The organism is Dictyobacter vulcani, assembly GCF_008974265.1.
Lineage (GTDB): Bacteria > Chloroflexota > Ktedonobacteria > Ktedonobacterales > Ktedonobacteraceae > Dictyobacter > Dictyobacter vulcani.
In genome coordinates, this window is the sequence record NZ_BKZW01000001.1 from 3,892,556 (window position 1) to 3,917,569 (window position 25,014).

The 25,014-nt window shown below is 51.2% G+C and carries 21 protein-coding genes and 1 pseudogene; 3 read left to right on the plus strand and 19 right to left on the minus strand.

Annotated elements, in window-relative coordinates; all coding sequences use genetic code 11:
* Positions 1–7: 7 nt before the first annotated feature.
* From KDW_RS16635 to KDW_RS16680, 10 genes are all read right to left on the minus strand, one after another.
* The gene (locus KDW_RS16635; protein WP_151756988.1) at positions 8–2,899 is read right to left on the minus strand and encodes a VWA domain-containing protein; all 2,892 of its coding nucleotides are present in this window, start codon (positions 2,897–2,899) and stop codon (positions 8–10) included.
* Positions 2,886–4,952 (minus strand): vWA domain-containing protein, encoded by a 2,067-nt coding sequence (locus tag KDW_RS16640; RefSeq protein WP_151756989.1) that lies wholly within the window; start codon positions 4,950–4,952, stop codon positions 2,886–2,888. Before KDW_RS16640 ends, KDW_RS16635 begins: the two co-directional genes overlap by 14 nt.
* Positions 4,953–4,972: 20 nt before the next feature.
* Complete coding sequence (locus tag KDW_RS16645; RefSeq protein WP_443092586.1) at positions 4,973–5,422, minus strand: DUF58 domain-containing protein; 450 nt, start codon at positions 5,420–5,422, stop codon at positions 4,973–4,975.
* Positions 5,320–5,868: a DUF58 domain-containing protein gene (locus KDW_RS16650; protein WP_162005302.1), complete on the minus strand. Its 549-nt coding sequence runs from the start codon at positions 5,866–5,868 to the stop codon at positions 5,320–5,322. Before KDW_RS16650 ends, KDW_RS16645 begins: the two co-directional genes overlap by 103 nt.
* Before the next feature lie 19 nt (positions 5,869–5,887).
* Entirely contained in the window at positions 5,888–7,000 is a 1,113-nt protein-coding gene (locus tag KDW_RS16655; protein WP_151756992.1) for an AAA family ATPase, read from the minus strand.
* A gap of 3 nt (positions 7,001–7,003) precedes the next feature.
* A complete protein-coding gene (locus KDW_RS16660; RefSeq protein WP_151756993.1) occupies positions 7,004–8,656 on the minus strand; it encodes a DUF8809 domain-containing protein in 1,653 nt (550 codons plus the stop codon).
* A 78-nt stretch (positions 8,657–8,734) separates the two neighbouring features.
* On the minus strand, positions 8,735–9,628 hold the full coding sequence (locus tag KDW_RS16665) for an ABC transporter permease (RefSeq protein WP_151756994.1): 894 nt from the start codon (positions 9,626–9,628) through the stop codon (positions 8,735–8,737).
* Positions 9,625–10,617, minus strand: a complete 993-nt coding sequence (locus KDW_RS16670; RefSeq protein WP_198925293.1) for an ABC transporter ATP-binding protein — start codon at positions 10,615–10,617, stop codon at positions 9,625–9,627. Before KDW_RS16670 ends, KDW_RS16665 begins: the two co-directional genes overlap by 4 nt.
* A 12-nt stretch (positions 10,618–10,629) precedes the next feature.
* Complete coding sequence (locus tag KDW_RS16675) at positions 10,630–11,268, minus strand: DUF8815 domain-containing protein (protein WP_162005303.1); 639 nt, start codon at positions 11,266–11,268, stop codon at positions 10,630–10,632.
* 86 nt (positions 11,269–11,354) lie between these two features.
* Positions 11,355–13,346 carry a DUF8726 domain-containing protein gene (locus KDW_RS16680; RefSeq protein WP_151756996.1) on the minus strand — a complete coding sequence of 664 codons (1,992 nt, stop codon included), beginning with the start codon at positions 13,344–13,346 and terminating at the stop codon, positions 11,355–11,357.
* A 477-nt stretch (positions 13,347–13,823) separates the two neighbouring features.
* Between KDW_RS16680 and KDW_RS16685 the strand changes: the two genes are divergently transcribed.
* A complete protein-coding gene (locus KDW_RS16685) occupies positions 13,824–14,354 on the plus strand; it encodes a hypothetical protein (protein WP_151756997.1) in 531 nt (176 codons plus the stop codon).
* Here the strand turns inward: KDW_RS16685 and ilvC are convergent, their stop codons facing one another.
* The 4 genes and pseudogenes from ilvC to rpiA form a co-directional block, all read right to left on the minus strand.
* Positions 14,355–15,335 carry a ketol-acid reductoisomerase gene (gene ilvC, locus KDW_RS16690; RefSeq protein WP_151756998.1) on the minus strand — a complete coding sequence of 327 codons (981 nt, stop codon included), beginning with the start codon at positions 15,333–15,335 and terminating at the stop codon, positions 14,355–14,357.
* A gap of 57 nt (positions 15,336–15,392) precedes the next feature.
* A pseudogene (panB, locus tag KDW_RS16695) lies at positions 15,393–16,257 on the minus strand (3-methyl-2-oxobutanoate hydroxymethyltransferase).
* Positions 16,242–17,174 (minus strand): pantoate--beta-alanine ligase, encoded by a 933-nt coding sequence (gene panC, locus KDW_RS16700; protein WP_151756999.1) that lies wholly within the window; start codon positions 17,172–17,174, stop codon positions 16,242–16,244. The pseudogene panB and the gene panC overlap by 16 nt, the downstream one beginning before the upstream one ends.
* Positions 17,175–17,204: 30 nt before the next feature.
* On the minus strand, positions 17,205–17,903 hold the full coding sequence (gene rpiA, locus KDW_RS16705; RefSeq protein WP_151757000.1) for a ribose-5-phosphate isomerase RpiA: 699 nt from the start codon (positions 17,901–17,903) through the stop codon (positions 17,205–17,207).
* A 340-nt stretch (positions 17,904–18,243) separates the two neighbouring features.
* Here rpiA and KDW_RS16710 point away from each other — a divergent pair, with 340 nt between their 5' ends.
* Together KDW_RS16710 and KDW_RS35010 are read left to right on the plus strand one after the other, a co-directional pair.
* Positions 18,244–20,118, plus strand: a complete 1,875-nt coding sequence (locus KDW_RS16710) for a response regulator (RefSeq protein ID WP_151757001.1) — start codon at positions 18,244–18,246, stop codon at positions 20,116–20,118.
* A 164-nt stretch (positions 20,119–20,282) separates the two neighbouring features.
* Positions 20,283–20,405: a hypothetical protein gene (locus KDW_RS35010; protein ID WP_269822454.1), complete on the plus strand. Its 123-nt coding sequence runs from the start codon at positions 20,283–20,285 to the stop codon at positions 20,403–20,405.
* 19 nt (positions 20,406–20,424) lie between these two features.
* Here the strand turns inward: KDW_RS35010 and KDW_RS16715 are convergent, their stop codons facing one another.
* The 5 genes from KDW_RS16715 to KDW_RS16735 all read right to left on the minus strand — a co-directional run bounded on the left by KDW_RS16715 (position 20,425) and on the right by KDW_RS16735 (position 24,672).
* Complete coding sequence (locus tag KDW_RS16715; RefSeq protein ID WP_151757002.1) at positions 20,425–21,276, minus strand: PspA/IM30 family protein; 852 nt, start codon at positions 21,274–21,276, stop codon at positions 20,425–20,427.
* A 125-nt stretch (positions 21,277–21,401) separates the two neighbouring features.
* Positions 21,402–22,955, minus strand: a complete 1,554-nt coding sequence (locus KDW_RS16720) for a flotillin family protein (protein WP_151757003.1) — start codon at positions 22,953–22,955, stop codon at positions 21,402–21,404.
* A gap of 6 nt (positions 22,956–22,961) precedes the next feature.
* A complete protein-coding gene (locus KDW_RS16725; RefSeq protein WP_151757004.1) occupies positions 22,962–23,702 on the minus strand; it encodes an NfeD family membrane protein in 741 nt (246 codons plus the stop codon).
* On the minus strand, positions 23,689–24,027 hold the full coding sequence (locus KDW_RS16730; RefSeq protein WP_151757005.1) for a hypothetical protein: 339 nt from the start codon (positions 24,025–24,027) through the stop codon (positions 23,689–23,691). Before KDW_RS16730 ends, KDW_RS16725 begins: the two co-directional genes overlap by 14 nt.
* A 162-nt stretch (positions 24,028–24,189) precedes the next feature.
* The gene (locus KDW_RS16735; RefSeq protein ID WP_151757006.1) at positions 24,190–24,672 is read right to left on the minus strand and encodes a transcriptional regulator; all 483 of its coding nucleotides are present in this window, start codon (positions 24,670–24,672) and stop codon (positions 24,190–24,192) included.
* Positions 24,673–25,014 lie beyond the last annotated feature (342 nt).

The following is a 25,014-nucleotide window of genomic DNA, read 5'->3' on the forward strand; positions in this document are numbered from 1 at the left end:
TTTATCTTTATTTTTTTTCCTGAATGCGCCGGCGTTTGGCCGCGACCAGTTGCGAGGTCGTTGAAGGCCCTGCTGGCGCAGTGGATGTGGTTGGCGCTGGCTGTTTTGGCGCTGCTGCCTTTCCATTCACCGGAGCTGGCATTGCCGTTGTGCGCCGTGGCTCAATCTTCTCTGGCTGGGTTGTTGTACTGGCCTTTACCTTGTTCTCCACCGGTTGTGGAACTGGCTGTGAGCGTTGTCTGGCCCGGCGGTCACGAATACTATTTAATGAGGCGACGCTCGGACTTCTTGTGGCGGTGGCCAGTTGTGGCGTTCTCCCTATACCGAAGCGTGCCAATAACCATTTGTAGCCTTCTGGTATGAATTCCAGGCTGGCCAGACGGCGGGCTGCAATATCAATCGGCAACAATAGTGCTGCCAGTATCAAGAACCAGAATGCCATTGGAATGGATGCGTTGGTTGGTATCAGGTTCTGGCTAAAGGCCGATCCAGTATCGTTGAGACTGAGTAGCGTGCCCGCGCCAGTCTGGGCGAGCAGGCGTAAAAAGCGTAGATCCGTGCCTTGATTATAGTATTCTGGTGAATATGGTACCACCATTCCCGTTGTCGCGGTGAGACGACTCTCATTTTTATTGGCTCCCTGCCAGGTTACCTGCAGGAGATAGCCACCAACTTGCTCGGCTGGAAAGCTCCCCTCCCAGCGTTCAGGGGCTGTTGGCTGCAGGTTGACACTCTGTTGTGAGAGATCAGGTCCAATGATATGTACCTGTACTTGCTGCTGGCCTCCTCCTGCCGTTGTACCAGGTGGAAGATCCACGGTCAATTGTCCGGTGCCATTGGTAACTTTGCCATTGATGTTCATACCCCCATCATTGGCAGCGGGTAAGGTCCAGGTGACCAGATTCGCCCACCACTTAGGTGCATTATCCCAGGCAATCCAGTTCTTTGTCCAGAGCCCCAGGTCATCGCTGGTCCAGGCTACCACACGTCCCAGACCATATTGCCAGACCGCCAGCACTGGATCATCCAGATGGCTGACCAGTACCATCTGGGCCGCTGGCTTGGGCGTGGTGGCGACATAGCCACTCAGGGTTGGCAAACCATCGATACCAGTCAGGATTGGATGATTGCCAACGACGGCTGGATTAAAGTTTTCGTTGATCAAGGAGCGTTTGGCGGCTCGTTGTGTCTCTTTGAGCAGAATTTGTGGAATGATGCTGGCATTGTCGGCGCGGTAGAAGCGTCCCTTGCCCCATTGCGCAATATTTTGCATGGTTGCCAGATCTTCATTGCTCATTGCATTGGTTTCGACGGTCGAAACAGTGATGTTTTCGCTGGCCAGTTTGGTGACCTGCGGCGCATAGTTGTCATAGGCATCACCATCACCCAGTAGAATAATATGTTTGATTTTGGCATCGGTATGCAGCAATTCTTGCTCGGCGTTGGCCAGATCAGGATTGTAGCTTTGTGGATCAAGTGGATTCATGTTGTCGATGGCTTTTGTGATAGCGCTCTTGTCAGTAACATGTTGCATCTTGATACTGAGCGTCCCATATCCAGCCGAGATTCCGACCTGATCGCGGGGTGTGAGCAGCCCGATAACGCCTTTGGCCGCCTCTTTGGAGATATTAATCTGTACCTGTTGCTCCAGACTTTCCACGATCAAGACAACGGCAATGGATGGCGTTTCTTTATGCTGTGGAATATCCATACGTACCGGCAGGGTCTGTTCCAGTGGCGTATCGGTATAGCCACCGACGCCATAGCTGTTCTGCCCACCACTGACCACCAGACCATGGCCGAGATCGCGCACAAACGATTGCAGGATCTGCATGCGCGTATTTCCGAGTGCAACGGCTGGCACATCGGCCAGGATCACACTGCTATAAGGGACCAATCCATCCAGGGTAGTTGGCACATCTCCCGGTGTACCGACCGTAACGTTGATATGGGTGGACTGCAGGGCTGTGACAATATTGTGCCCACTGCCAGGTTGTCCTTCAATAACCAGGATTTTAGGTGGTCCCTGGACGTTCACAAAGGCGGCGGCCTCATCATTCTGGGTAATTGAATCTTTTGGAGCTTCCAACGTAATACGGAAGGTATGGAAGCCGACTGCCGGAGCCAGCATGTTAAAGCTGATTTCTTGCTCGCCGCTGACCAGCGTCAATTTTTGTTGCGCGATCACCGTTGAGTCCAGATAGATGCGTGCAGTGGCATTCTGGGCCACGCTACTATAGATCCTGGTATGTAGATTAAAGTGTTCATTGGTATGCAGATTATTGGGTGCATCAAAACTATCAACACGTACATCTTCACTGCTGACAGATGGGAGAGGGACAATGTCCAGTCGAATCCCTTGTTGCTGTAAAAGCTGAGCTTCCTGGAGGGCATCCTCCATATTTTGCTGGCCATCAGTGAGCAGGACTATGTGGCGCTGGCTGTCGGAGGGCAGTATGGCGGACGCCAGGCGTAATCCGGCGGCCAGATCAGTATAATTCGTATCTGGTGTGGACTCAAAGCGTGCGAAGTCTATGGTGGCTGACTGTAGCGATTGCTCGACCAGGGCATTGCGTCCGACCGCTACAATGCCTACCTGATCATCGGTATGTTTGTGTTTGATGGCCGAGGTGATCCATTGCTCGATAAAAGTACGCTGAGGACCTGTGCTGGCCGAAATATCTCCTACAAAGACGGTTGCCTGCCGCGTGACAGGCATGGCCCAGGCTGTACCCGCCAGTGCCAGGATAACGCATGTGAACAGCAGCAGGCGGCAGCCTAGAATCAACCAGCGTTGTTTCCTCGGATAGGGTAGCGACATGCGTTTCCAGGTCAGATAGACCAGGATGCCGATAGGGACCAGGAGCAAGAGTAGCAGTGGTTGCTCAAATGTTAACACGGCGCTCCCCTTTCGTTTGTTTTTTCAGTTTTATATTCAGTCGTTTCTTGATTTTCTTACTTTGCTTTTGTGCTCGACTCCAACTTTGTTCTATCCGGTGTTGCACGTTTGCTGGCAGTGGATAGCGGCTCACACGTTGTTTGGATTTTCCACGCTGTGTGCTGGTACGTGTGTTTGAGCCGCCAGTTTGTCCACTGGCTTGCGTTTGATAATTGCGGCTGAAGAGCCACCATTCAGCGCAGAGGATCAGCAATAGGATTGCCGCGATCCATGGCCAGATCTCACGTAACTGGCGAGAGATCGTATTTTTATCTCCACCCACGTTTGTACTGTGGGCTACTGGAATCGCTTTAGCGGGTGCCAATTGTGATTGTACAGGATTAAACAGGTTCACGGTGAATAAGCCATTCAGGTTTTGTCCATGCACCTGTTGCTTCACCTGATAGATACCTACCGCATTGGTACGCGCATACGGCGTCACCGGAAAGGGTGGTCCGACGTTGACAGTTTGCTGGTCGGGTCCGGTTACGCTGACTTGATCCGCGCCAGGCCAGGTCTGTATTGAGACTGGCACTCCGGGTGTTACCTGGCTATTGCCACTGACAGGTGAGGGCAGGAACCAGTTGACCAGATTGTAGATCAGGATAGGGAAGGATGGTTGCAGTGGTAGATCGGTTTCATGCAGGTCGAAGCCAAAGACGGCGATGCGCCGATTGTTGTTTTCTCCCGCCAGTATTATTGGTGTCTCTGGTGTATTTATAATTGTCTGGGCCCACAGGGCTGGTTTTAACTGGTGACTGGCATGCATGGTATGGATACTGCTCAAGTCAACATTGCTCAATAAGTTCTGTGGATCGTTGCCCGCGCTGATATGTGTGACGGCCGTTAGTGGATTAGAAGAGCCAAAGGAATAGGTGTGTTCTGGTGGATTGACATAGAATATATTGCCAGCAGGTTCTCTGGGTGGCAGATAGCCATCAAAGATCGTCAGATCATAGCTCCCCGTGCTGTGCGCATATTTATCAGGATCGATTGTGTATAGAGTGACATTGGATTGCAGACGCAGGGCCGTTTCCAGATACATATTGCCTTTACTGACCAGCAGGACGCGCCCGCGAATTGAGCTACCCACCAGGGACCAGGCCTCATGGTCGCTGGTCATAGCGTCCTGGGATATCAGACGAGCATGTAGCAGGCTGGTTTTGGCTGCCAGCGGCCCCCACTCGATGGCTCCACTGGTTCCCGCGTTGAGGGTGACGGTTTTGACACCGAACAACTTACCATCTGTATATAATTCGACTGGTATCGAGCGCTGCTCATGGCTATAGTTGCTGACCTGTGCGAATCCGATCAGTTGGCCCTGAATGGAGCGTGCCGAGAGCGCCATCAGCGCCACATTGGCGGCATCCGTTCCGATGGACATATACTGCACAGGAAAAGGAACATCCAGATTCTGGTTGCTGTTCATTACATGGCCATCGCCAATGACCAGGACACGTGTATTGCTTTGACCAGCCGCCAGTGAGCCTGCCAGCGAAAGCGCCTGTTCCAGATCAGCATCCTGGTTGGTGACCCGCGCATGCTGCAAAGCGTTGTCGAGTTGCCCTTTATCCTGTGAATTCGCGATCAGGACCTGGGGTGTGCGTGCCATCGTGATCAGCGAGAGATGGTCGTCAGGTCCCAGGGCGCTGATAAAGTCATTGATGGTTTCTTTGGCTTTATCAAAACGTGTCGGGGCCACATCGGTGGCTTGCATGCTGGCTGATGATTGCAGAATGACGATGGTATTGCCGCTGATAGGACTGCTGAGAAAGATGGCCGGACGGATCAGCACAATGATAATGACGATGGCTGCCAGCAATTGTAAGAGTAAGAGGGGCGTGATGCGCAGGCGCTGCCAGGGACGGCTGGCCTGGAGGTCCTGCATGGCCTGTTGCCAGAGCAAGGTGCTGCCAATGACGCGTTCCTGACGTTTGGGGCGCATAAAATAGAGCAGCAGAATAATCGGAATGATAGCGCTGAACGCGAGGGCTGCTGGAACAAGTATGCTCATGGTGTTATATCCTTCTAGCGCTAGCGAACCAGTTCTACTTGTCGCAACAGCCGTTGGACGACATCTACAATATCGGTATCACTGGCGATAAGTGTATAGGTTCCCATGTGGCTATGTGCGCACGCAGCCAGATCTTCGGTGAAGCGTGCCAGACGCTCCTGATAAGCCTGAAGAATATTCGAGGAGGCGCTGACCTCGACACTCTGGTTATTCTCGCTATCCCGTAATTGCCAGTCACCCTGGATCTGTGGGTCCAGTTCGTCGGGCGATAATATCTGCAGGAGTGCCACCTCCTGTCGTAGCTGGCGTACCGCGCGTATTCCCGTCTGGTAGCCCTGAGGAACCAGGAAATCCGAGATTACCACGGTCAGTCCGGGAGCATTAACGACGCGACCGATATCATAGAGGGCCCGATTAAGATCGGTCGTGCCTGAGTGGGGAAGTTGATGCAGAAACTCCCCACATTCCAGATCGCGTGTTTGCCACCACTGATGCGCCGATACGAGACCAGCCGATCCGTGAGTGCACCCAGAATCACGCTATCTTCGTTTTTGAGCGCGATATAGGACAGCGCGGCCGCCACGGCTACCGCCAGCTCATTTTTCTGGGGCGAGCCATGGTACATCGAGTCCGAACAATCCAGCAGGATGGTCACAGCAATATTTTCCTCGGCCTCAAAGATGCGCAGGAAGAGTCGCTCCAGACGTGCAAAGGCACGCCAGTCAATGCGGCGATAATCATCGCCCGGTGAATAGCGGCGATAATCGGCGAATTCCATGGATGAGCCTGCCAGGGGCGAACGTCGCCGCCCCGGTCGGCCGGTTGCCATTGGTCGACGTGTCAACAATGCGATATTATCCAGACGCTGCAGGACACTGGCATCCAGCGGGAAACGCGCTTTGTCGGTATCAGGCATGGATTTTCTTTCTACGCTTTTATGCGGCCTCATCTAATTCGGCAATGATGGCCTCAATTAATTGCTCGGTGGTAATATTATCGGCCAGACCATCAAAGTTCAGGACAATACGATGGCGTAAGGCCGGAAAGGCGACGGCCTTGATATCTTCAAGCGAAACGTTATAGCGGCCCTCAAGTAATGCTCGTACTTTGGCTGTCATGATCAATGCCTGTAGACCGCGTGGACTGCCACCATAGCGCACATACTGGCGAATCTTCTCAGGGGAATCTTCCTGATCGGGATGTGTTGCCAGGAGCAAGCGCACGGCATATTCTTTGACATGGGTGGCGATTGGTACCGCACGCGCCACGTTGATCATGTGTGCCAGATTCTCGCCCGTCGTTACCGTCTCGGCGCGTAGATTCTCAGTTCCGACGGTTGTATCAATGATGCGCATCAGGTCGACTGCCTTGGGGAAATTGACCATGATCTTGAGCATGAAGCGATCCAACTGCGCCTCTGGTAAGGTATATGTGCCTTCCATCTCCAGAGGATTTTGCGTTGCCAGGACAAAGAATGGTTGTGGTAGTGGGCGCGTGCGGTCACCAACGCTGACTGTCCGCTCTTGCATGCCTTCGAGCAAGGCGGATTGGGTTTTGGGGGTGGCGCGGTTGATTTCATCGGCCAGCACGATGTTCGCAAAGATCGGACCGGGCTGAAAGCTAAATGCGCGTTTGCCACCGGTCGTACCATCGCTTTGTTCGGAGACAATATTGGTGCCCACTATATCGGCTGGCATCAAATCGGGCGTAAACTGGATACGAGCAAATTTCAGCGCGAGCGCATCTGAGAGTGTACGCACCAACAACGTTTTACCGAGTCCCGGCACACCTTCCAGCAAGACATGGCCTCCTGCCAGCATGGCTAACAGCAACTCACGAATGACGCGATCCTGGCCTACCACGATGCGGCATAGTTGTTCCTCTAACTGACGGGTTACCTCAATGAACTGAGCAATATCCCGCTCACTCGGTTCCTCCAGCTGACCGCCTGGTGTTCTGGTTGCTCCTTCGGAGCGATCCGTCTGTGACGGTTGTTGGCTTAGAGTATCATCATATGAGTTAAACGTATTTTTACCTGCATTTGCCATGATTTATTGTTGCCCTTCTAGTGTATTAAAGTAATCATGCACCAGATCTTTTTGGTTGGGAGAGACATTGCTATTATCGATGGCGTCGTGTGCTTTCTGGTTATACTTCTCGATAACCTGCGAATAAGGTACATCGGAGCCTGGCTGGACGGTTCCTGTATTATTATCGTTGCTTTGCGTACTTGAACCCTGGCCACTTTGTCCCTGCACATAGACGCGCTCATTCTTATGGTTGCCTGTACCATTAGAGCCACCCGGACCGCCACCGCTGCCGCTACCGCCCTGACCACCACTGCCGCCCTGTCCCTGTTGACCTTGACCTTGTCCCTGTTGACCTTGCCCCTGGCCTTGTTGGCCCTGACCTTGCTGACCCTGCCCCTGACCTTGCTGACCCTGTCCCTGGCCTTGTTGTCCCTGGCCCTGGCCTTGTTGTCCCTGACTCTGCTGACCTTGTTGAGCCTGGCTGGTTGTATTATCGGTGGCAGAAGCCAGATCATTGGCAGAATTTTGTAAGTCCTGACTGGCTTTATTGATTGCGTTCTCACCAGCTTGATCGGATGCGGATTGGCTGCTGGCAGCTCCCACTGAGTTGGCAGCATCGGATGTTTCGCTACTGCTGCCATCGGCTAGCGATTTGGCAAGTTGATGTAATGAAGAACTGAGAGCGGGATCTTTGCTAGCCTGATTGGCGGCTTTTTCCATATCTTGCGCAAGCTGTTTACGCTGCTCTGGAGTCAGGGATTTGGCTTGTTTGGCGAGATCTTGTAAGGCCTGCTTCAGACTCTTGCTATCGTTATTGCTTAATGCGTTTCCTGCGGCTCTGGCATTGGCGTTTGAACTACTTTTGAGCGCGTCACCGGCTGCTGAACGTGCTTGATTTTTGTTGGCGGCCTGCGGATCGCGCAACTGGTCCAGTTTCGCCTGTGCTTCCGAGAGGGCTTGTTGAGCCTCGGTAGGATTTTTCGCTTGCTGGAGTTTGTTTTGTAGCTTGCTTAACACCTGGTCGATTTTCTGTTTTTGGTCCTGTGTGAGCGACGGCTCCTGGGCGATGACCTGCTTGAGTTTCTCAATGTTATTGATCTGTTTGGCGATCTGCGTTTGCATGGCCGCTTGCTGTTTGAGTATAGCCGTCATCGGGTTAGGCACAAAAATCAATGGGACCAGGAGTAATAGCAAGACAATGAGTGTGATACTGGTGGCGCGCTGCAGGCGCAGTGAGATAGTTCTGGCCGGGGTATGAGCCTGCAATTTCTTGAGTGCATCCCGGCGTTGTAAACCGGCCAGTATCGATGTTTGCTCGCGTAACTCCCATGCGGTCCCGATGCGATCATGGAGTGCCAGGCGCTGATCAACGTTCTGCGCGGTTGTGGTAAAGGTTGGTCGGAGCCAGAGTGCCAGCGCGATTCCAAGGAGTGGAAAGGTGATCCCCATTCCCAGTGCCCAGTAAGGAGCCTGAGCCCAGGGAATGATGCGAGAAACAAGTAATACCAGACATGCCAGGCATAAGCCTGCTAGCAAGCCTCTTATCCCCCAGAAAAAAACCTTCTGGACCCAGATGCGTCTGCGCCAGGGTGCAAGCACGCGCTGGAGCGTGCCTGCTGTTGGTACATCCCTGATAGTTGTCGTTGGTGTATGTGACGGTATAAAGGTTGCCATGCTACACCCTTTCTCGCGTCTCATCAGTTGGACGGATGTATTGAATCATTTGCGGTACCTATACCTGTCTTCTTTGAATTACGCTGTAACTGACGCCTTTGTTTCGTGCTTTTCGTTCAGGCTGTGATTTTTATGAAGGCGTTGTTTCAATCTATTCCAGCCCTGGGGTTTGACCAACCACAGGCTCAAGGCGATAAAAAACAGGATTGCCATGCTGCTGAAGATGCAATAAACTTGCCAGATTGGCATTATAAATGGACCAAACATCGTTGCGTTGTTGCCGATAATGCCCCCATAATTATAGGTGCTCAGCAGGGCCATGACTGGATGCCAGTTCAGGTAAACTGGAATATCCGGTGACGCCATTGTTGAATGCGTGCTTTGAGGTACTATAATGGCCAGTAACACAGGGAGTCCCAGCCAGAGTAATAACAGCACATACGAGAGTGCCGTTGAAATGGCTGGACGTGCTACCAGGGTGGAACAAAAGATGCCCAGACTGGCTGCCAGCATAGCTGTGAGCACAAAGATTAACAATGCTTCTAGTGCCTGAATGGGAGAAACTCCGCCAAAGAAAAAGACCAGGCTGAATATTGGGATCGAAGCCGCAATCAGTAGTAGCGCATTGATTAGTCCTGCTAACCATTTGCCCGTAATTAAGGCAGTGGATGAGAGATTTGAGCAGAGGAGCAGATCAAAGGTCTGGCGCTCTTTCTCTCCATTGATAGCGGTAGAAGTAAAGGCCGGGGTGATAAAAAGAATCAGAAATAACTGCACAATTAAGAGCAAGCTGTATAAGCCCAGGCCGATATTACCCCAGTTACCACTATTATTGGCTCCGGCGCTGCTGACACTCACATTCAGCCATCCCAATAATCCTAGTAATAAGATGTAAGCAACAATCAGCCAGATGGTGCGTTCGCGTCGCATGCGTAGACGCATCTCTTTAATCAGAAGTGCGGTAAAGGTCATGACTGACTGTTCCTTTCGGTAATATTTAAGAAAACTTCTTCCAGGCGGCCACCGCCAGAACGTGGCGCGAAGGAGACAATCGGCAGGCCTTTAGTGATCAGGGTGGCCAGAATCTGATGGAGCGCCTGATCATCGCCGGTAAAATCAGCTTGAATCAGTGTTTCTTCAGGTGTGGTCAGGTTATGGAGATCGGTGACATCTTTCAGGTGATTGAGCGCTTCTTCTACACGCTCTTTGTCCAGCAGACGGATCTCTATTTGTCTGCCTCCACCCAGTTGATGGATGACTTTTTCTACATCGCCCGCAATGACCAGTTCACCATTTTGCAGGATCGCGATATCGGTGCACATTTCTGCCAGTTCAAGCAGGATATGTGAACTGATCAGCACGGTTTTGCCCATGCCCTGTAACGTTCTTACTAATTCACGTAACTCTACGCGTGCGCGTGGATCGAGTCCTGAGGCAGGTTCGTCGAGCAGGAGGATCTCTGGATCGTGTACCATGGCGCGGGCCAGGCACAGGCGCTGCTTCATACCACGGGAGAGTGTCTCTACCATCGCATCGCGCTTGGATGTGAGTTCCACCAATTCTAAAAGATCGGTGACGATCCCGGCCCGTTTCTGCCGTGGAATACCATGAATGCCGGCATAAAATTCCAGATACTCTGTCGAACTCAGATCAGGATAGACGCCAAAGAAGTCTGGCATATATCCCACTTTCCGCTGAATAATAGCAGGCGTGCTCGTTACCTCTTGTTGCCCGAACCAGACCTGTCCGGAACTGGGTGTGAGCAGCGCCGCCAGGATTCTCAGGAGCGTCGTCTTGCCGGCCCCGTTGGGTCCAATCAGACCGAAGATGGTGCCACGTGGAATTTCTATGCTGATATCTCGTAACGCATGCGTATTGCGATAGCTTTTTGAGATATGTTGTATTCTGATTAACGGCTCTGTCTTGTCAGTGACCGTAGATGGTAAAACCATTGGTTGCATAATTGCCCCTCTCTAATGTGCGATCGTTCCTTGTAACTGTAAGGCGGGTTTATCAAAAACAGCACTGGTATCGTGATTGTTCAAGTGGAGCAAAATGCGGCCATCCGGTCCAATATAAGCTTGCGCATTTTTGACTGTACACGAAAATTGGCTGAACGAAATCGCATCCCAGGATTGTTTTTGCCAGTTGTAGAGATAGGACTGTATGTGATTAATATCGCTTGTAACTCCCAGATTCATAGGTATGTTTTTCGTCGGTGATGTTGAAGATGTCAGCGTGAACTGGCTATCCTGTATCGGGGCCGTTGTTGGTAGCATGTATTCTATTGTCATGTTTCCTGATGTCATCATATAGGTCTCTGGTATCGGTTCCTGGATACTACCTGGAGAATTCTGCTGAACATGCACGATCTGACTGTTGATGACACTTGATGGTAAGGTGATCGGTCCCGAAAATTGCATATCTAATGGAGCCTGGACCATGGTTTCTTGTGAGCCATTGGTGGACTGTCCGTTGACTGTGATTCCGTTCGCATTATTGCTGGCGTTTTGAGCCCAGCCGATAATTGTGCCCCTCGCCCCCGGGAGCAGCAATGGATCTCTATCACTGAAACCGGTGTTGTTGCCATTGTTCTGCATAAAGCGTTTCATGATCATGCCATTGTTAGCGAAAATCTGTACCCCTTGATGGTAGCAGGTATTATTGTCACAAGATCCTCCACTGAGTGCCTCTAGCATTACCGCATGGCGATGGGGGTGTCCCTGGGTTGACTGGAGCCATTAGACGCATAGTAACCATCATTGGGACTGCTCGTTAGTCCGCGACTATTCGCGATCTGGTCGGCGATCGTCAGGTTATTGGCAGAGGGACTACTCTTACTTGTGAGGTTAATAGTGATCTGTTTTGTGCTATTGGATTGCAGGTCTCCGATTGCGACATAGCTATTTCCCACCAGTACAAATGCATCGGCGAGTGTATATGGTAGCGTGCTGGTGACGGTTCCGCTCACTGTGTTGTTTTGCACCTGTAACTGAGAAGTAATGCCGCCGGTTGTATGTGTATCTTGTTGTGTTAACAGTGAACGGGTCGTCCAGATATCTACGCCTTGTAGATTGACATCAGTATTGTTGTTGCCTACGGTAAAAATTGAATTTTGTGTGCCGCTGGACTGGCTATAGGGCGAATACATGGGATTGACCTGCTCGACTGGTTGTACCAGGGTCGTCCCGGGCACATGCACCTGGAAATCACCCTGGCTGGGGACAAAAACGCCTAACCAGGTCGTTGCATGTCCACTTGAGCCTGTTTTATCCGGGGCGTTAAGTTGGAGCAGGGTGATGCTGCTATTGATGATCGAGGACCCCTTTTGCTGGAGGGCCAGTCCATAGCTGAGGAGAGTAAAAACCACGATAGTGGATAAGACGATGCGCCAGGTCCAACTGCGCCGCTTCAAGACGCGCACCAGCAAGAGGCGAATGGGTCCTAGAATGGCAACATAGCTGAGGAGAAGGACCAGAATCAGCCAGATGGAAGGATAGGCATTGGGGAAAAAGGTTTGTAGTAATGCCGTCATACCAGGAAAATAATTCATACCACTCTGCATCTGGCCTTTGTTGATATTTGTATTATTTGCGCTGGTAAGGACGCGATCACTCAGCGATCGGAGTAATACGCTTGACCATAATTGATTGGTCTGCTGCCAGCTGGTCAGAGGCTCAAGAGTTGGATCATAGGCCAGATAATAGACGGTACCCTGCCCGAGAGTTTTCTGGGCAATCAGGGGTGTCTTGCCATCAGCGAGTATTGTCGTGCTGTTAGGTGTTGTTTGTGCCAGACTGATGGGCACTGTAGCGTTGACCGTATCCTTTGCCGGTTGGTCCCCTTTGGTCAGGGTATTTACAGGCAGTAAATGCTTGCCAGCTGCCAGTGTGCCGTTTCCCTGGATCGTGACTGGCAACAGACTGCCTGGCAGGGAGCTTAGAGTGCGTTTCCACTCGGGACCACCGCTCACGATCAAGTTACCACCCTGATTGACCCAGCTTTGCAGTGCTCCCAGTTGGTCCTGTGAGAGGCTGCTGGTGGTAAAATTGTCCAGGACAATGGCATCAAAATTTTTGAGTACCTGTGCCTGTTTGGGTAGAGTGGCTGCACTCAGGTTTTTAATCTGTCCCGAGGTACTAAACAGGTTGGAAAGAGATAAATTCAACTGACCAAAATTGTTTGGAGTATCGGAGAGGATGCCAATCAAGGTCAAATTGTTATTGTTATTACCAGACAGAATGGCTTGATGCGCCACGCGATGCCCTGCCTCATCCAGGAGATCTACTGAGATCTGGGCATTGGCACCTTGAAAACTTAAATCGACGGGAACTGATAGCGTGACTTGTTTCTTTGCACCCGGAGGAAGATTAATCGTTTCTTGATAGGCATTCGCTCTTTGCATCATATTTGGTCCGGGAATCGCAGCTGAAGGCACGTTGATAGATATTTTTCCCGTAAAATCGTTACCACTGTTGCTGAGATCGATCTGGATCGGAGTCCAGTTGCCGTCTTGATAGATGCCATCAAAGCCGATACTGGCTTTAAGGATGGTCGGCCCATTTACCATATGTTGTGTTGAGCGGGCGGAGACGGCGGGGGCGAAAAGGATAGATAAGAGTAAAATGGTGATACCAGCCACAATAGAGATTGTGGATCGTAATACGTGCCGAGGCCGTATCATTAACATGAGCATATCCTTGAGCCTCTCTAATCCATGTATTATTACATTAATGCAGGTCTTTAGACATGTGTTTTGCTCAATTGGAACATATATCTCTACTTATATAATCTCGTCTATAAGTTCGCCATGAACATACCTGAAGAGATATGTCTGTACCAGATTTTAGAGTACTGTCAGTAGATTAGACGTTTGATAGTGGCCTTTTGTTGCACATGGAAAATTTATAGGCTATTTTTCTTGTTTATATGGCAGAAAAGCAAAAGAGCGGAAGAAATATGCTGTATTAGCAGTATGATCCTCCTGCTCTTTTCAATGCGTTCTCCGTCCTTTAGGGGGAATCGAGATGCAGGGGCTGTCGGCGGCCGATGCGCTCAATCCTATTGAGAAGCATCCCAACGTATTGGGTCTTGTGCCTGCGAACTGTTCACGTCCGAGCAGGCACAAGACCCAATACGTTTCGTTGAAGGAGAGAACCTCAACGGTATGGCGTGGCGTCGTGTACGTCGAGAGGGCGCCACACGCGGAGGCCGCCCTGCTGCGTTTGCGCAGGCCAGCGTGCAAGAACGACGCGCAGTGCTGTGGCGCCTACACGGATCGTGTGTGCCGTGGCCAGCGTGCTCGCGTAGCAACGTGGTGGGAGAGCGGGTGGATCCTCCCCGTACCTTCTCGAAGAGGATCACGACACAGGATCCGTCTCGGGGTAGGCGCCACAGGCATGCGATGCTCGTTGAGCCCCTCGCTCCACGAGAACGCCGCATGCCGGCCTCGCGTGTGGCGCCCTCTCCACGGACGATCCGCTGCTTTTTTTTACAACAGCTTTTGCAACCACAAAAGTGCTTAAACGAAACGTATTGGGTCTTGTGCCTGCGAACTGTTCACGTCCGAGCAGGCACAAGACCTGCCGTTACGTTGGGAGACGTGCTTGCTGAACCCCAACGGAGCGACCAGGATGCGCTTACGTTGAACGTATTGGTTCTTTTCCCTGCTTTCCCCTTAAAAGACGGAGGACTATGATTATGGGAGCAAATCTCGCATCTGTTTTCCTACTGTCTCAATCTGGTGTGCTGCGTCTTTTCTACGCATGGCTTGCAAGGTGGGGCGACCAGCTTGATTCTCTAGAATCCAGTTGCGCGCAAATGTACCAGTCTGGATTTCATGGAGCACATTCCGCATCTGTTCACGGCTCTGCTCGCCGATAATGCGTGGTCCAGTCACGTAGTCCCCGAACTCGGCTGTATCGCTGATCGAGTTATGCATAAAATGAATGCCACCTTTATAGAGCAGGTCGGCGATCAATTTCACTTCCTGTAAGCAACAGGTATAAGCGACTTCTGGCTGATAGCCTGCTTCGACCAGGGTCTCAAATGCGCTCCGAATCAGTGAGGTGAGTCCGCCACACAGCACGACCTGTTCGGCGAAAAGATCTGTTTCGGTCTCCTCGGCCAGTGTGGTCTGGATAATGCCCGCGCGGGTACAGCCCAGCGCACGTGCATAGGAGATGGTTAATGCTCTGGCCTGACCCGTGATATCCTGATAGACGGTCCAGAGCGCTGGAATCCCTGAACCCGCCTGATACATCTGGCGCAACTGTACCCCTGGACCATTAGGAGCAACCATCGCTACATCCACATCAGCTGGCGGCACGATCTGTCCGTATTGCAGACTAAAGCCATGCGCCACCAGGAGGATTTTTCCGGCAGACAGCGTATCTTTGATGCTCTCGGTATATACCTGACCCTGATATTGATCGGGAACCAGCAGCATAATGCAATCTGCTCTGGCCGCTGCTTCGTGTGGAAGCAGCGGTGACCAGCCATCCTTTTCAGCCTTGAGCCGACTGCGGCTAATTTCTGGCAGACCGATCAGGACTTCGCAGCCGCTGTCGCGTAAGTTGAGGGCATGGGCATGGCCCTGACTTCCATAACCAATGATGGCGATGCGTTTGTGCCGTATCAGTTCGATATCTGCATCTGCGTCATATAAAAGAGTTGCCATGGATCCTGTTTATCCTTTGTCTCTCGTGTGAGTATGATCTCGTAACGTCTTTTCTGCTCAGGCTTCGGGCCTGTTGGATGCGTCGGTTCCCTCATCTTGTAAAGCCTGTGCGACGTCAGCATGGGTATGATATGTTTCTTTGGCGGAAGGAAATGTTCCGGCCTGCACATCGGCACTGTATTGTTGTAATGCCTGTGTCGCGATCTCGGCGAGCTGTGCATACTGACGCACAAATTTGGGAGGTGACCGCTTGTGAGTCCGAGTAGATCATGAAAGACCAGTACCTGCCCATCGCAGTGTGGTCCAGCCCCGATCCCGATGGTGGGAATCGCGATCTCTTCACTAATCCTTTTGGCCAGGATGTCCGGAATACCCTCTAGCACCACGGCGAAAACCCCCGCCTGTGCCAGCGCCTTTGCATCCTCTAATAGTTCACGGGCGGCTGCAAGGTCTTTTCCCTGTACCTTATAGCCTCCCATGGCATGGACCGATTGCGGGGTGAGGCCAAGATGACCCATAACAGGAATCTCGGCTGCCAGTATGGCTTCAATCATTGGTAGTCGTTTGCGTCCACCCTCCAGTTTGACCGCTTCTGCCTTGCCTTCGCGTACCAGACGACCGGCGTTGCGAATTGTTTCTTCTGGGGAGATATGATAGCTGAGCCAGGGCATATCGGTAACGATCAATGCTTTTGGCTGGACCTGTGCTACGGCAGCACTATGGTAGATCATTGTCTCTACGGTTGCTGCCAGGGTATCTGGCTGTCCCAGGACCGTGGTGGCCAGGGAGTCGCCAACCAGGATCATGTCGATCCCGGCCTGGTCGACAATCCGGGCCATGGGGCATCATAGGCGGTAACCATGGTAAGTTTGCTCTGGTGTTTGCGGGCTTTAATGGCCGGAACCGTCACTTTGTCGCGCATTGTTTTTTTCTCTCTTGTTCCAGATTATTTAGCTGTGGAGGGCTGGCTCGTTGTCGTACCAGTATCCATGTTCCATCGGCGTGCAGGACAAAATTATCAATCAAACGGATGGTGTCCAGGCGCACGGCAATCAATAAGAGGGCTGGTGCGCGCAGGGTTGTCAGGGGCTCAAAGGTGTTGGCATCTCGGAGCTCAAAATATTCTAGCTGTAGTCCCTGCTCCTGTTGAAGTACCGCTCGTGCCGCGCTGATGATGGCGATGCTATTTGTTTCATGTTGCTCATCAAAAGCAGCCTGAGCGGCTCGGAGTGCCCGATAGATCGCGCTTGCTCGGGCGCGTGCACTGGCATTTAAATAACTATTGCGGCTGCTCATCGCTAAGCCATCGGGTTCCCGTGTCGTAGGTAGTACATGCAAGATCACTGGAATATTCAGATCTTTAATCATCTGGTTGATGACCGCGACCTGCTGGGCATCTTTCTGGCCAAAATACACATTGTGTGGTTGTACGATATGGAACAACTTTTGGACCACCGTCGCCACACCCCGGAAATGTCCCGGTCGGATGGCTCCTTCCCCCTGCGTGGTCAAAGAACCTTCAGGATGTACATAGGTGGTAAAGCCTGAAGGATACATCTCGGCGACCGAGGGAAGAAAGACGCTATCTACCTCAAGTGTCTTAAGCAATTCCAGATCTTGCTCGATATTACTGGGATAGGTAGCAAGGTCCTCTTGTGGTCCGAATTGGGTTGGATTGACAAAGATACTGACGACCACATGGGCATTCTCACGGCGAGCCCTGCGCACCAGTGAGAGGTGCCCCTCATGTAGATATCCCATTGTCGGTACAAAGCCAACGCTCCCTGTCCACTGCTCATGTTCATGCCTCATTGCCTGAACGGTGCGGACTATGCGCATAGTTATAGAACTCCTCTTTATATGAATGGATTATGGCTGGAATACCTGCACACCATCAGGACCGCCCAGAATGGCCTGGCTGGCCATATTGATGAAGAGGCCGGTCTCCACCAGACCAACAATACGATGCAGCTGTGCATCCAGTTCGGCCGGATTGCTGATGCCTTGAGGGAAGGTGCAGTCAAGAATGAAATTGTGGTTGTCTGTAATAAAAGGAGTCGCTCCTGTCTGGCGTAGTTTTACCCGGGCTCCAAGCTGGGCGATTTTGCGGCTGACCGGTGTGATGGCCAGGGGCACTACCTCTACAGGAAGAGGATAATGGTGTCCCAGCTGCTCAACACGCTTGGTTGGATCTGCGACAACCACAAAACGTTTGGCGGCTGAGGCCACGATTTTTTCCCGCAACAACGCGCCACCGGCTCCCTTGATCAGGCACAACTTTGGATCAATCTCATCTGCACCATCGACATACATATCCAGTTCAGGATGCGTATCCAGGTCTGTGAGGGGAATGCCCAGGCTGGCGGCCAGGGTCTGGGTGACTTGCGAACTGGAGACGGCCCCAACGATCTGCAAACCTTGCTGAATACGCAGACCCAGCGCCTGTACAAAAAAGCTCGCGGTTGAACCGGTTCCCAGGCCTACGACCATACCATCTTTGATAAGTTCGGCGGCGGCAACACCAGCCATTTGTTTCCATGCATCTTGTGGATTGATTGCTGCTGTCATCTTGAATACTTGCTCCTTTTCTACGGTGATCAGGTGCCCATGATAGCGAGAAGAAGTTGGATAGCGAGAACACACGCTGACTCTTTTTCGCGGCAGGGTACCGCTTGTTGTGTCGAGTATAGCACTTTCCTGGAAGATGCGACAAATCTGCTCGCTGAGTTGCCTGGTACCTGATCCTATTTATCTTGCCATCCCTACAGTGTCGTGATACACTCTTCGAGTAATTAAAGAAATTTGCGAGAAAAGTCCTGCTCCTCCTTTGGCTGTTCGATGCAGGCTGGTGTTGAGGGCGGCGTTGATGTGATTAGAATAGCCGAATCTGTTTCAGGTGGTAGTAATAATGTCTGATGTCTGGCGCGTTATTGTGGTTGCGAGTGATGATACTCTTAACCAGAATCTGGTCAACTCTCTGCACAAGGATGGCTACGTTGTACAAGGGGTTCTGAGTGGAGCGGATGCGGTCCGCGTTCTCTGGTCAGAAGAGTGTGATGTGCTCATTTGTGACGTGAAGACGCCTGGCACTGATAGCCTTGAACTGCTTCAATGGCTACGTGCATATCGGCCAGGCATCCGTATGATTATGCTTGGTGAGGCGAACTCGGAAGCATTCCGGGCTCAAGCCCTCGAGAGTGGAGCCGTTAGCTATTTAGAGAAGCCATTAGATATCCGTTCGTTGAAAGAAGAGCTTCGTTGCCTTCTCCAACAAACGGGATTTTCTGCTAGCCTGGACTCGTTTGATCTGTTGGATGTCATCCAGATCATTAATATGAGCCGCAAAAGTATTATGCTCCTTGTTAATACCGGACTGGAAGAGCGCGGGACTTTGCGTTTCCAGAATGGCGATTTAATCTGGGCTGAATATGGTGTGCTGCGTGGGGAAGAAGCGTTTTTTGCGCTGGCTGCTCATAAAAATGGCACGGTTATTCAACAGCCCTGGAACGAGCAGGCGGTCTCAAATATGACGCAGCCGCTCTCGCGCTTAATTTTTCAGGCATTACAATATCGCACAAAATATGCCAACCAGCAGCAATACAGCGGCGAAATTGAGTCTGTTTCTGCTCCAACTTCCTCTGGATTAGATGAGGTAGACGATCGACCATTTACGTTTGCAGATGAACCCGGCTCATCATCCCCGACATTTCATACCACTGAAGATCATCTGGATAGCGTGTTGACCGAGGTTACCGAGTCTCCCATGGACAAAGAATGGTGGGAGCGTACCGGTCAAATGCCTCGCGTAGAGAATGCCGAGCCAAATACACCGGACAATGATGCGTCTGTTGCTCCTACTGTGGCGATGAATGGGAATGAGTTGATGAGTTTGCTACGCAAGATGGGCAATCAGGGGCAGCCTTTACAAGCAGCACCTGATCCTGTGCAGCAGACGCCGCGAGTTGACCTTCCAGGCTGGCTGACGAATCAAGCCACTTCTTCACAACATGCGCTACAGACCTCTCCAGCTGCATCCCCGGCACCTGAGGAACATACCATTCCCGCTACACCTGATGTGCGGACCGGATCTGGCGAGTGGCCTACGAGTGCACCGACTCCTTTGACGACAACCGAACTGCTTGCCTCTGAACAAGTAGGCTCTGGATCCAATCCACAGTTACAGCAGATTGAGTTTCTCCAGTCCTCGGGACTCGATTGGAATGAGGGTGCGCGGGCAACTCCGGCGCTCAATCCAAGAAGAACGACGCAGCTTTCTGGACCCCTGTATTCGGTGCAGCAACCACCGGTGCAGCAGGATGTTCCTGGTGAGGCTCCCGAACGTGAGCAGACCCTGGATAGTAATCCACAGTTAGCTTCTGGCGTGATCCGGGCGCAGCAAGCGGCTCGTCGCAATTATGCTTCTCTGATCTCATCCTTGCAAACATTAGGCTACTCGGTCGCCGGTTTTATTGCCGCCGCTGTCGTGACCATTGAGGGGCAGCCCATTGCGCAGGTCGCGATTGATGATACAGATATCTCTAAATTGTGTCGTTACTTCAGCACCATTCAGAAAAGTATCCTGTTGACCGCCTTTGAAGAGAAACCCTGGGGGGACTATGAAGATACGGTCATTACCAGTGCGGAACGGCAGATTTTTATGCGCATGCTTGGAAGCGAGAAGAAAGCTTTTCAGGTCCTGATTACGACCCGCGAAGCAAATGCGGTTGAGTGTACGACCTTGATGGCTAATGTTGCAGAGACCATTACTATGGCGTTACAATAATTTTATGCTGTGATGGATTATTGCGCATCGCGCAATAATCCATCACAGCATAAAAGAAGTATGGGTACTTTAGTGCCCGAGTGCGGCAAATCGCGATGTTCCCGATCAGAGTGTATCTCAGACACACTCTGGCAGAGTAGTAGTATAAAAAGGAAAAAGAATCCATGAGTGGAAAGCACATAGATACACAGAAAGAAGAAGCCCCGAACAAGGGATATTCCTTTATTATTGGTATGGTGATTGCCCTGGCCATCATTGTGCTATTTGTATTTCTCTTCCCAAACTAGCATCATCCCGGCTTGATCACTATTCCTGGTTCTGAGGTGTTTCTAGCAGCTTTTTAAGATATTCCAGGTCCAGATCCCTATCGGTACTTAGTTCAACTTCCTTACTGGTATGTCTGGGCTGGATTTTTATACGCCTGCGTGTCGTTGTTTCTTCCACTGGCTGTATGCTTTCAAGCGGACCTGTACCAGGTTTTTTGTTTGTTCCATTTGTGCGTGCTTGCTGCTGATTTTTGATGGTGTTGAGTTGATTTTCAACAGTCTGTTCCGCACTCAGGGTTTCCAACTGGTTGGCCAGATCTCTGCGATTGAGTTCTGCCAGTGCCTGGGCTCGTGCCTCAGCATCCAGTAGAATATCCTTTGGATCCCGGGAATTAGCGGCTGCGGCTGCATTGCCCGTTTTTTGCAGCGCTTCATAGACCTGTTGTTGAATCAATGCATTGCGTTTACGGGTGGCGAGCAACTCAATTGTGGTATCCACCTCTGTGATTTTGGCCTCTAACTTATGCAAGAGGTTGCGCATCGTGACGACCAGTTGCTCCTGCTCTTTTTTCTGCTTCTGGTAGCGTTGCACGACCTTCTGGTGTTCGTTATATTGCGTGAGCGCTTTACGAGCTGCCCCATCATTACCCTGCTGAACTGCCTGTTCAGCCTTTTTCAACCAGGTATCGCTCTCGGTTGTGCGGGCCTGAATGCGTTTTTGCAGAACATGTCCCTCGGCAATCGCTTTAGCAACCTCTGTCTTGACCTGAACAAGCTGATTGCGCATATCCAGTTGCAACTGCCGCAAGGTTTTTTCGGGATCTTCAGCTTTTTCAGCGACTGTATCGAGGTTTGCCCGTAGCAAAGTCAGGGCACGTTCCAACAAATTCATAGTTATCTCCGTCTGCCGCGTTTTTGTAGGTATTTGTATTCCTGGCTGATGTAACTACTTATACATACGTAGAATTACCTGCTAAAGAGTAGGCTTGCATGAGCAAACCTACTCTCTTGTTGATACTAGTTTTTACCGGGGGTGGACTCAACCGCGCTGGCTCCATTGACACCAGGACCATCCTGCTTGTTTTTCGTATCCTCGTCATTGGTGCGCAAAGGAGGAACATTGTTCATCAGATCCCCGATGCGAGTACCACTGAGGAGTTCGAAGAGGGCAGGAACCTGGGCGACCATGTTCATCACATCGCCGGTCAGGCGGCTGGCACCGACACCATTGTGGTTGCCGTCGCCGCCAGTAGAGACGATGGTAACCTTGTCTACTTTGCTTAATGGCTCAGCAATGGCACGTACGATCTCTGGCATACCGGTCAGCAGTTTATCCAGTACAGCAGCCTGATTGTATTCGTGGAATGCGGCAGCTTTGACTTTCATCGCATCAGCTTCAGCTTCACCTTTGGCGCGGATAACTTCGGCTTCAGCCAGACCACGGGCACGAATGACTTCAGACTCCGCGAGACCACGGGCACGATTGGCATCGGCATCACCAACACCACGTGCCTTGGATGCATCCGCCTGACCTTGTGCTTCCAGGATCAAGCGCAGGCGCTCGGCTTCAGCGACCGTTTCGATCCGGCGACGTTCGGCTTCGGCAGCTTTCTGGATGGTGGCTTGCAATTCCAGTTCACGGCGTTGAATTTCGGCCTGTTGCACTTTGATCTGGGCGTTTTTCTCTACCTCGGTAACGCGTACCGCTTCAGCAACTACCTGCTGCTGGGTCACATTGGACTGGATATCATAGGCTTTGTCGGCGGACGCCTGTTGCTTTTTGACTTCGGCGTCAAATTCGGCCTTTTTCAGGGACAGGTTACGCTGCGATTCAGCCTGCAGGGCCATGGACTCGGCTTCCGCTTTTACACGCTCTTGATCTGCCAGTGCGCGGGCAACCGCGGCCTGACGTGAGGCATTGGCCTGCTCAATCTGCGTATCGCGCTGGGCGAGGGCGGCGGCGATATCGGCCTGTTTGCGAATCTGGGCAATCTGTGGACGACCCATGTTGACGATATAGTCATTTTCGTCGCGCACATCTTTAATGGTGAAGGAGATAACTTCCAGTCCCATTTTCTGCATATCCGGGGTGACGGTACGCAGCATCTTGCCGCCAACGCTCTCTGGATCTTTGACCAGATCCTCAACCGTTAACTGACCGACGATACCACGCAAGTGACCTTCCATGACCAGGCGGATCAGGTTTTCGCGCTCTTCCTGGCTCTTGCTCAGGAATTGCTCGGCGGCGGTACGAATGCTTTCGTCATCCGAGCGCACTTTGATCTGTGTGACGGCCTCAACGTTAACTGCCACACCCTGGGTGGTGTAGAGCGCCTGACGTGGCGCTACATCGAAGGACATTAATTCTAGCGAGAATTCCTGAGCACGATTGAACAAGGGAATGACCAGTTTGGCACCACCGGTGATGACGTGGGTACCACCCTGACCATAGACGATTAAGGCCTGGTTCGGACCCACTTTGCGTAACAGGCTACCCCATACACGTACAAAGATGGTCACAATGATGAGAACTGCTGCGGCACCAATGCCAATCAACCACAAGAGGGGCATATTGATTTACTCCTTTTTTGTATCATTGCGCATAATCATTTCAGATTCATTTTTATTTGGTTCTTCAAGTAGAGCGCGTAGCGTTGCCATGTCATCGGTTTCTGGTACATGGACGCCAGATGATTCTTCCTGGCTGACAAAATGATCCCAGGTATCGACTTCGGCGATGCCGCGTTGATAATTCACGACCACAACCTCTTGATCGCGTTCTAAGCGACGACCATCGATACTGCGAGCCGGAATACTTTTTCGCATACCACCGGGAGAGACATAAAGGATCTCGCCCAGTCCATCCTGGTGAATGGTTGTGCTGACTTTACCCAGCAAGCCGGTTCGATCCGAGATATCTTGTATCGTGGCGGCCTCGCTATTGCCAAACATGCGTGAAAACAGCGAAAGCATCAAAGCCGCTACCGCCAGTCCGATGATGCATGCCAGACCTAAGACAATAGGGATCTCGAAAAACGTAGTTGTGTGTAAGGCATAACCAAAGAAACCAAAACCAATCAGAAAAAGAACAATACTCGTTGGATTCAGAATACTGAGCAGTGAAAAATGATTCTGATCACTGTTATTGGTATGATGGGCACCACCCTGGTGGCCGTGGATATGGATATGATGTGCCTGGTGGGCTCCATCCCCACTATGGTGTCCAAGGTTGCCGAAGAGCGCTGTGATGATTAAGTACAGCATTCCAAGTAGAAAACAACCAATAAACAGTAACGACAGCTGATCAGTTGCGATCATAGGTATGCTCCTTTAGTTCTGGACATACTATGACGTATACTCCTTGTTGCTCAACGCGTTCAATGATGTTGATGATGCTGGCGAGTATACCGCATGTCCCCAACACACAGGCCAGTAACAGGCATGGGAGTGCGGGTGACGCTCCAATAAAAGTTAATAAAGGAAATAGTGTATCCGCCTGATAGCCGATGATAGCAAGTAAACAGGCACTGGCAATCAATGCTAATGAAGCCAGGACTGGATGGCGTTGCAACACTGGATGACGCCGTTGCCTGTGTTTCATCAAGCGCGATTGACCAGACAAGTGATACGGCTCCGGGACCATTGTTCTGCTTTCCTTCGCTTTCTGTAACATGACTCGTTTGTTTGAAGTGCTCGTTACTCTATACCCTTCCCACACGTGATTCCATTCCTTTATTCAACCTGGAACTGGCTCATACATCACCACATAGATATAGACGTTACCTCAGCTTTAAAATACAATGCGCTATTCGACTTCTTCATGCATATCCAGGGCATCAATAATAGCTTCAAGCTCTTCAATAGATAATTCCATAAACGTACGAAATACTGCCAGGTAGCGTCGGGGTTCCTCTACTTCAGCGAGCAAGTGTAAAAGTTCACTGAGAACTGGTTCATTGCGCCATTCGGCCGCATTGGCCAGTAACCAGGTGCCCAGCCGATCCCCTTCTTGTCCTACCTCTGTCAGCAAGTCAGTACTATAATCTGGCGGATCGCTCACCAGATAACCTGGATGGACCTTGAAAAAGCGTGAGAGCAGATCACGGCTGGAAGCGGTCAGGTGCAATCTTTTTGAACTTTCTAATTGTGAAAGATAGGCCTGACTGATGCTTTCACCCAACTCCAGGTGCATCGCTTTTACAACTTCCATCTGTGTCATCGGGCGACTAAACCCTCTCAGCTCGCCTTCAACTTCACGTAAATGTTTAATCTTTTCCGCTAGATTCATGACAACCTCATAACTATTTGCTATAAGGAGTATAGCTAAACGCTATGTACTTGTCAAGGGGAAAAAGGGTTTTTACCGGAATGGGGGAATCTTACTGGTGGGTCAGCTATTTCCTTATACAAGGGAAGGGCCAGGGAAAAAAGGTTTGACCTATCTCTTCTATTATAACTGTTCTGATGAGAAGTATATACATAGTAGGCTAAAATAACCAGAGCGGCCATCCAGGTCTGGATGACCGCTCTGGTGAGAGGGTACTGGTAACCAGAGAAATGGGTCGGAAAGAAGGGTCAGGGTATCTGTAAAAGTAAAGAAAAGGTTTCAGGTTAGAAATGGTGAGGCCTG

Coding starts and splice junctions, on each gene's coding strand:
- KDW_RS16640 (WP_151756989.1), bottom strand. CDS start 4,952: ATGAGCATACTTGTTCCAGCAGCCCTCGCGTTCAGCGCTATCATTCCG.
- KDW_RS16650 (WP_162005302.1), bottom strand. CDS start 5,868: ATGCCTGATACCGACAAAGCGCGTTTCCCGCTGGATGCCAGTGTCCTG.
- KDW_RS16655 (WP_151756992.1), bottom strand. CDS start 7,000: ATGGCAAATGCAGGTAAAAATACGTTTAACTCATATGATGATACTCTA.
- KDW_RS16660 (WP_151756993.1), bottom strand. CDS start 8,656: ATGGCAACCTTTATACCGTCACATACACCAACGACAACTATCAGGGAT.
- KDW_RS16665 (WP_151756994.1), bottom strand. CDS start 9,628: ATGACCTTTACCGCACTTCTGATTAAAGAGATGCGTCTACGCATGCGA.
- KDW_RS16670 (WP_198925293.1), bottom strand. CDS start 10,617: ATGCAACCAATGGTTTTACCATCTACGGTCACTGACAAGACAGAGCCG.
- KDW_RS16675 (WP_162005303.1), bottom strand. CDS start 11,268: ATGAAACGCTTTATGCAGAACAATGGCAACAACACCGGTTTCAGTGAT.
- KDW_RS16680 (WP_151756996.1), bottom strand. CDS start 13,346: ATGTTAATGATACGGCCTCGGCACGTATTACGATCCACAATCTCTATT.
- KDW_RS16685 (WP_151756997.1), top strand. CDS start 13,824: ATGGCGTGGCGTCGTGTACGTCGAGAGGGCGCCACACGCGGAGGCCGC.
- ilvC (WP_151756998.1), bottom strand. CDS start 15,335: ATGGCAACTCTTTTATATGACGCAGATGCAGATATCGAACTGATACGG.
- panC (WP_151756999.1), bottom strand. CDS start 17,174: ATGCGCATAGTCCGCACCGTTCAGGCAATGAGGCATGAACATGAGCAG.
- rpiA (WP_151757000.1), bottom strand. CDS start 17,903: ATGACAGCAGCAATCAATCCACAAGATGCATGGAAACAAATGGCTGGT.
- KDW_RS16710 (WP_151757001.1), top strand. CDS start 18,244: ATGTCTGATGTCTGGCGCGTTATTGTGGTTGCGAGTGATGATACTCTT.
- KDW_RS35010 (WP_269822454.1), top strand. CDS start 20,283: ATGAGTGGAAAGCACATAGATACACAGAAAGAAGAAGCCCCGAACAAG.
- KDW_RS16715 (WP_151757002.1), bottom strand. CDS start 21,276: ATGAATTTGTTGGAACGTGCCCTGACTTTGCTACGGGCAAACCTCGAT.
- KDW_RS16720 (WP_151757003.1), bottom strand. CDS start 22,955: ATGCCCCTCTTGTGGTTGATTGGCATTGGTGCCGCAGCAGTTCTCATC.
- KDW_RS16725 (WP_151757004.1), bottom strand. CDS start 23,702: ATGATCGCAACTGATCAGCTGTCGTTACTGTTTATTGGTTGTTTTCTA.
- KDW_RS16730 (WP_151757005.1), bottom strand. CDS start 24,027: ATGGTCCCGGAGCCGTATCACTTGTCTGGTCAATCGCGCTTGATGAAA.
- KDW_RS16735 (WP_151757006.1), bottom strand. CDS start 24,672: ATGAATCTAGCGGAAAAGATTAAACATTTACGTGAAGTTGAAGGCGAG.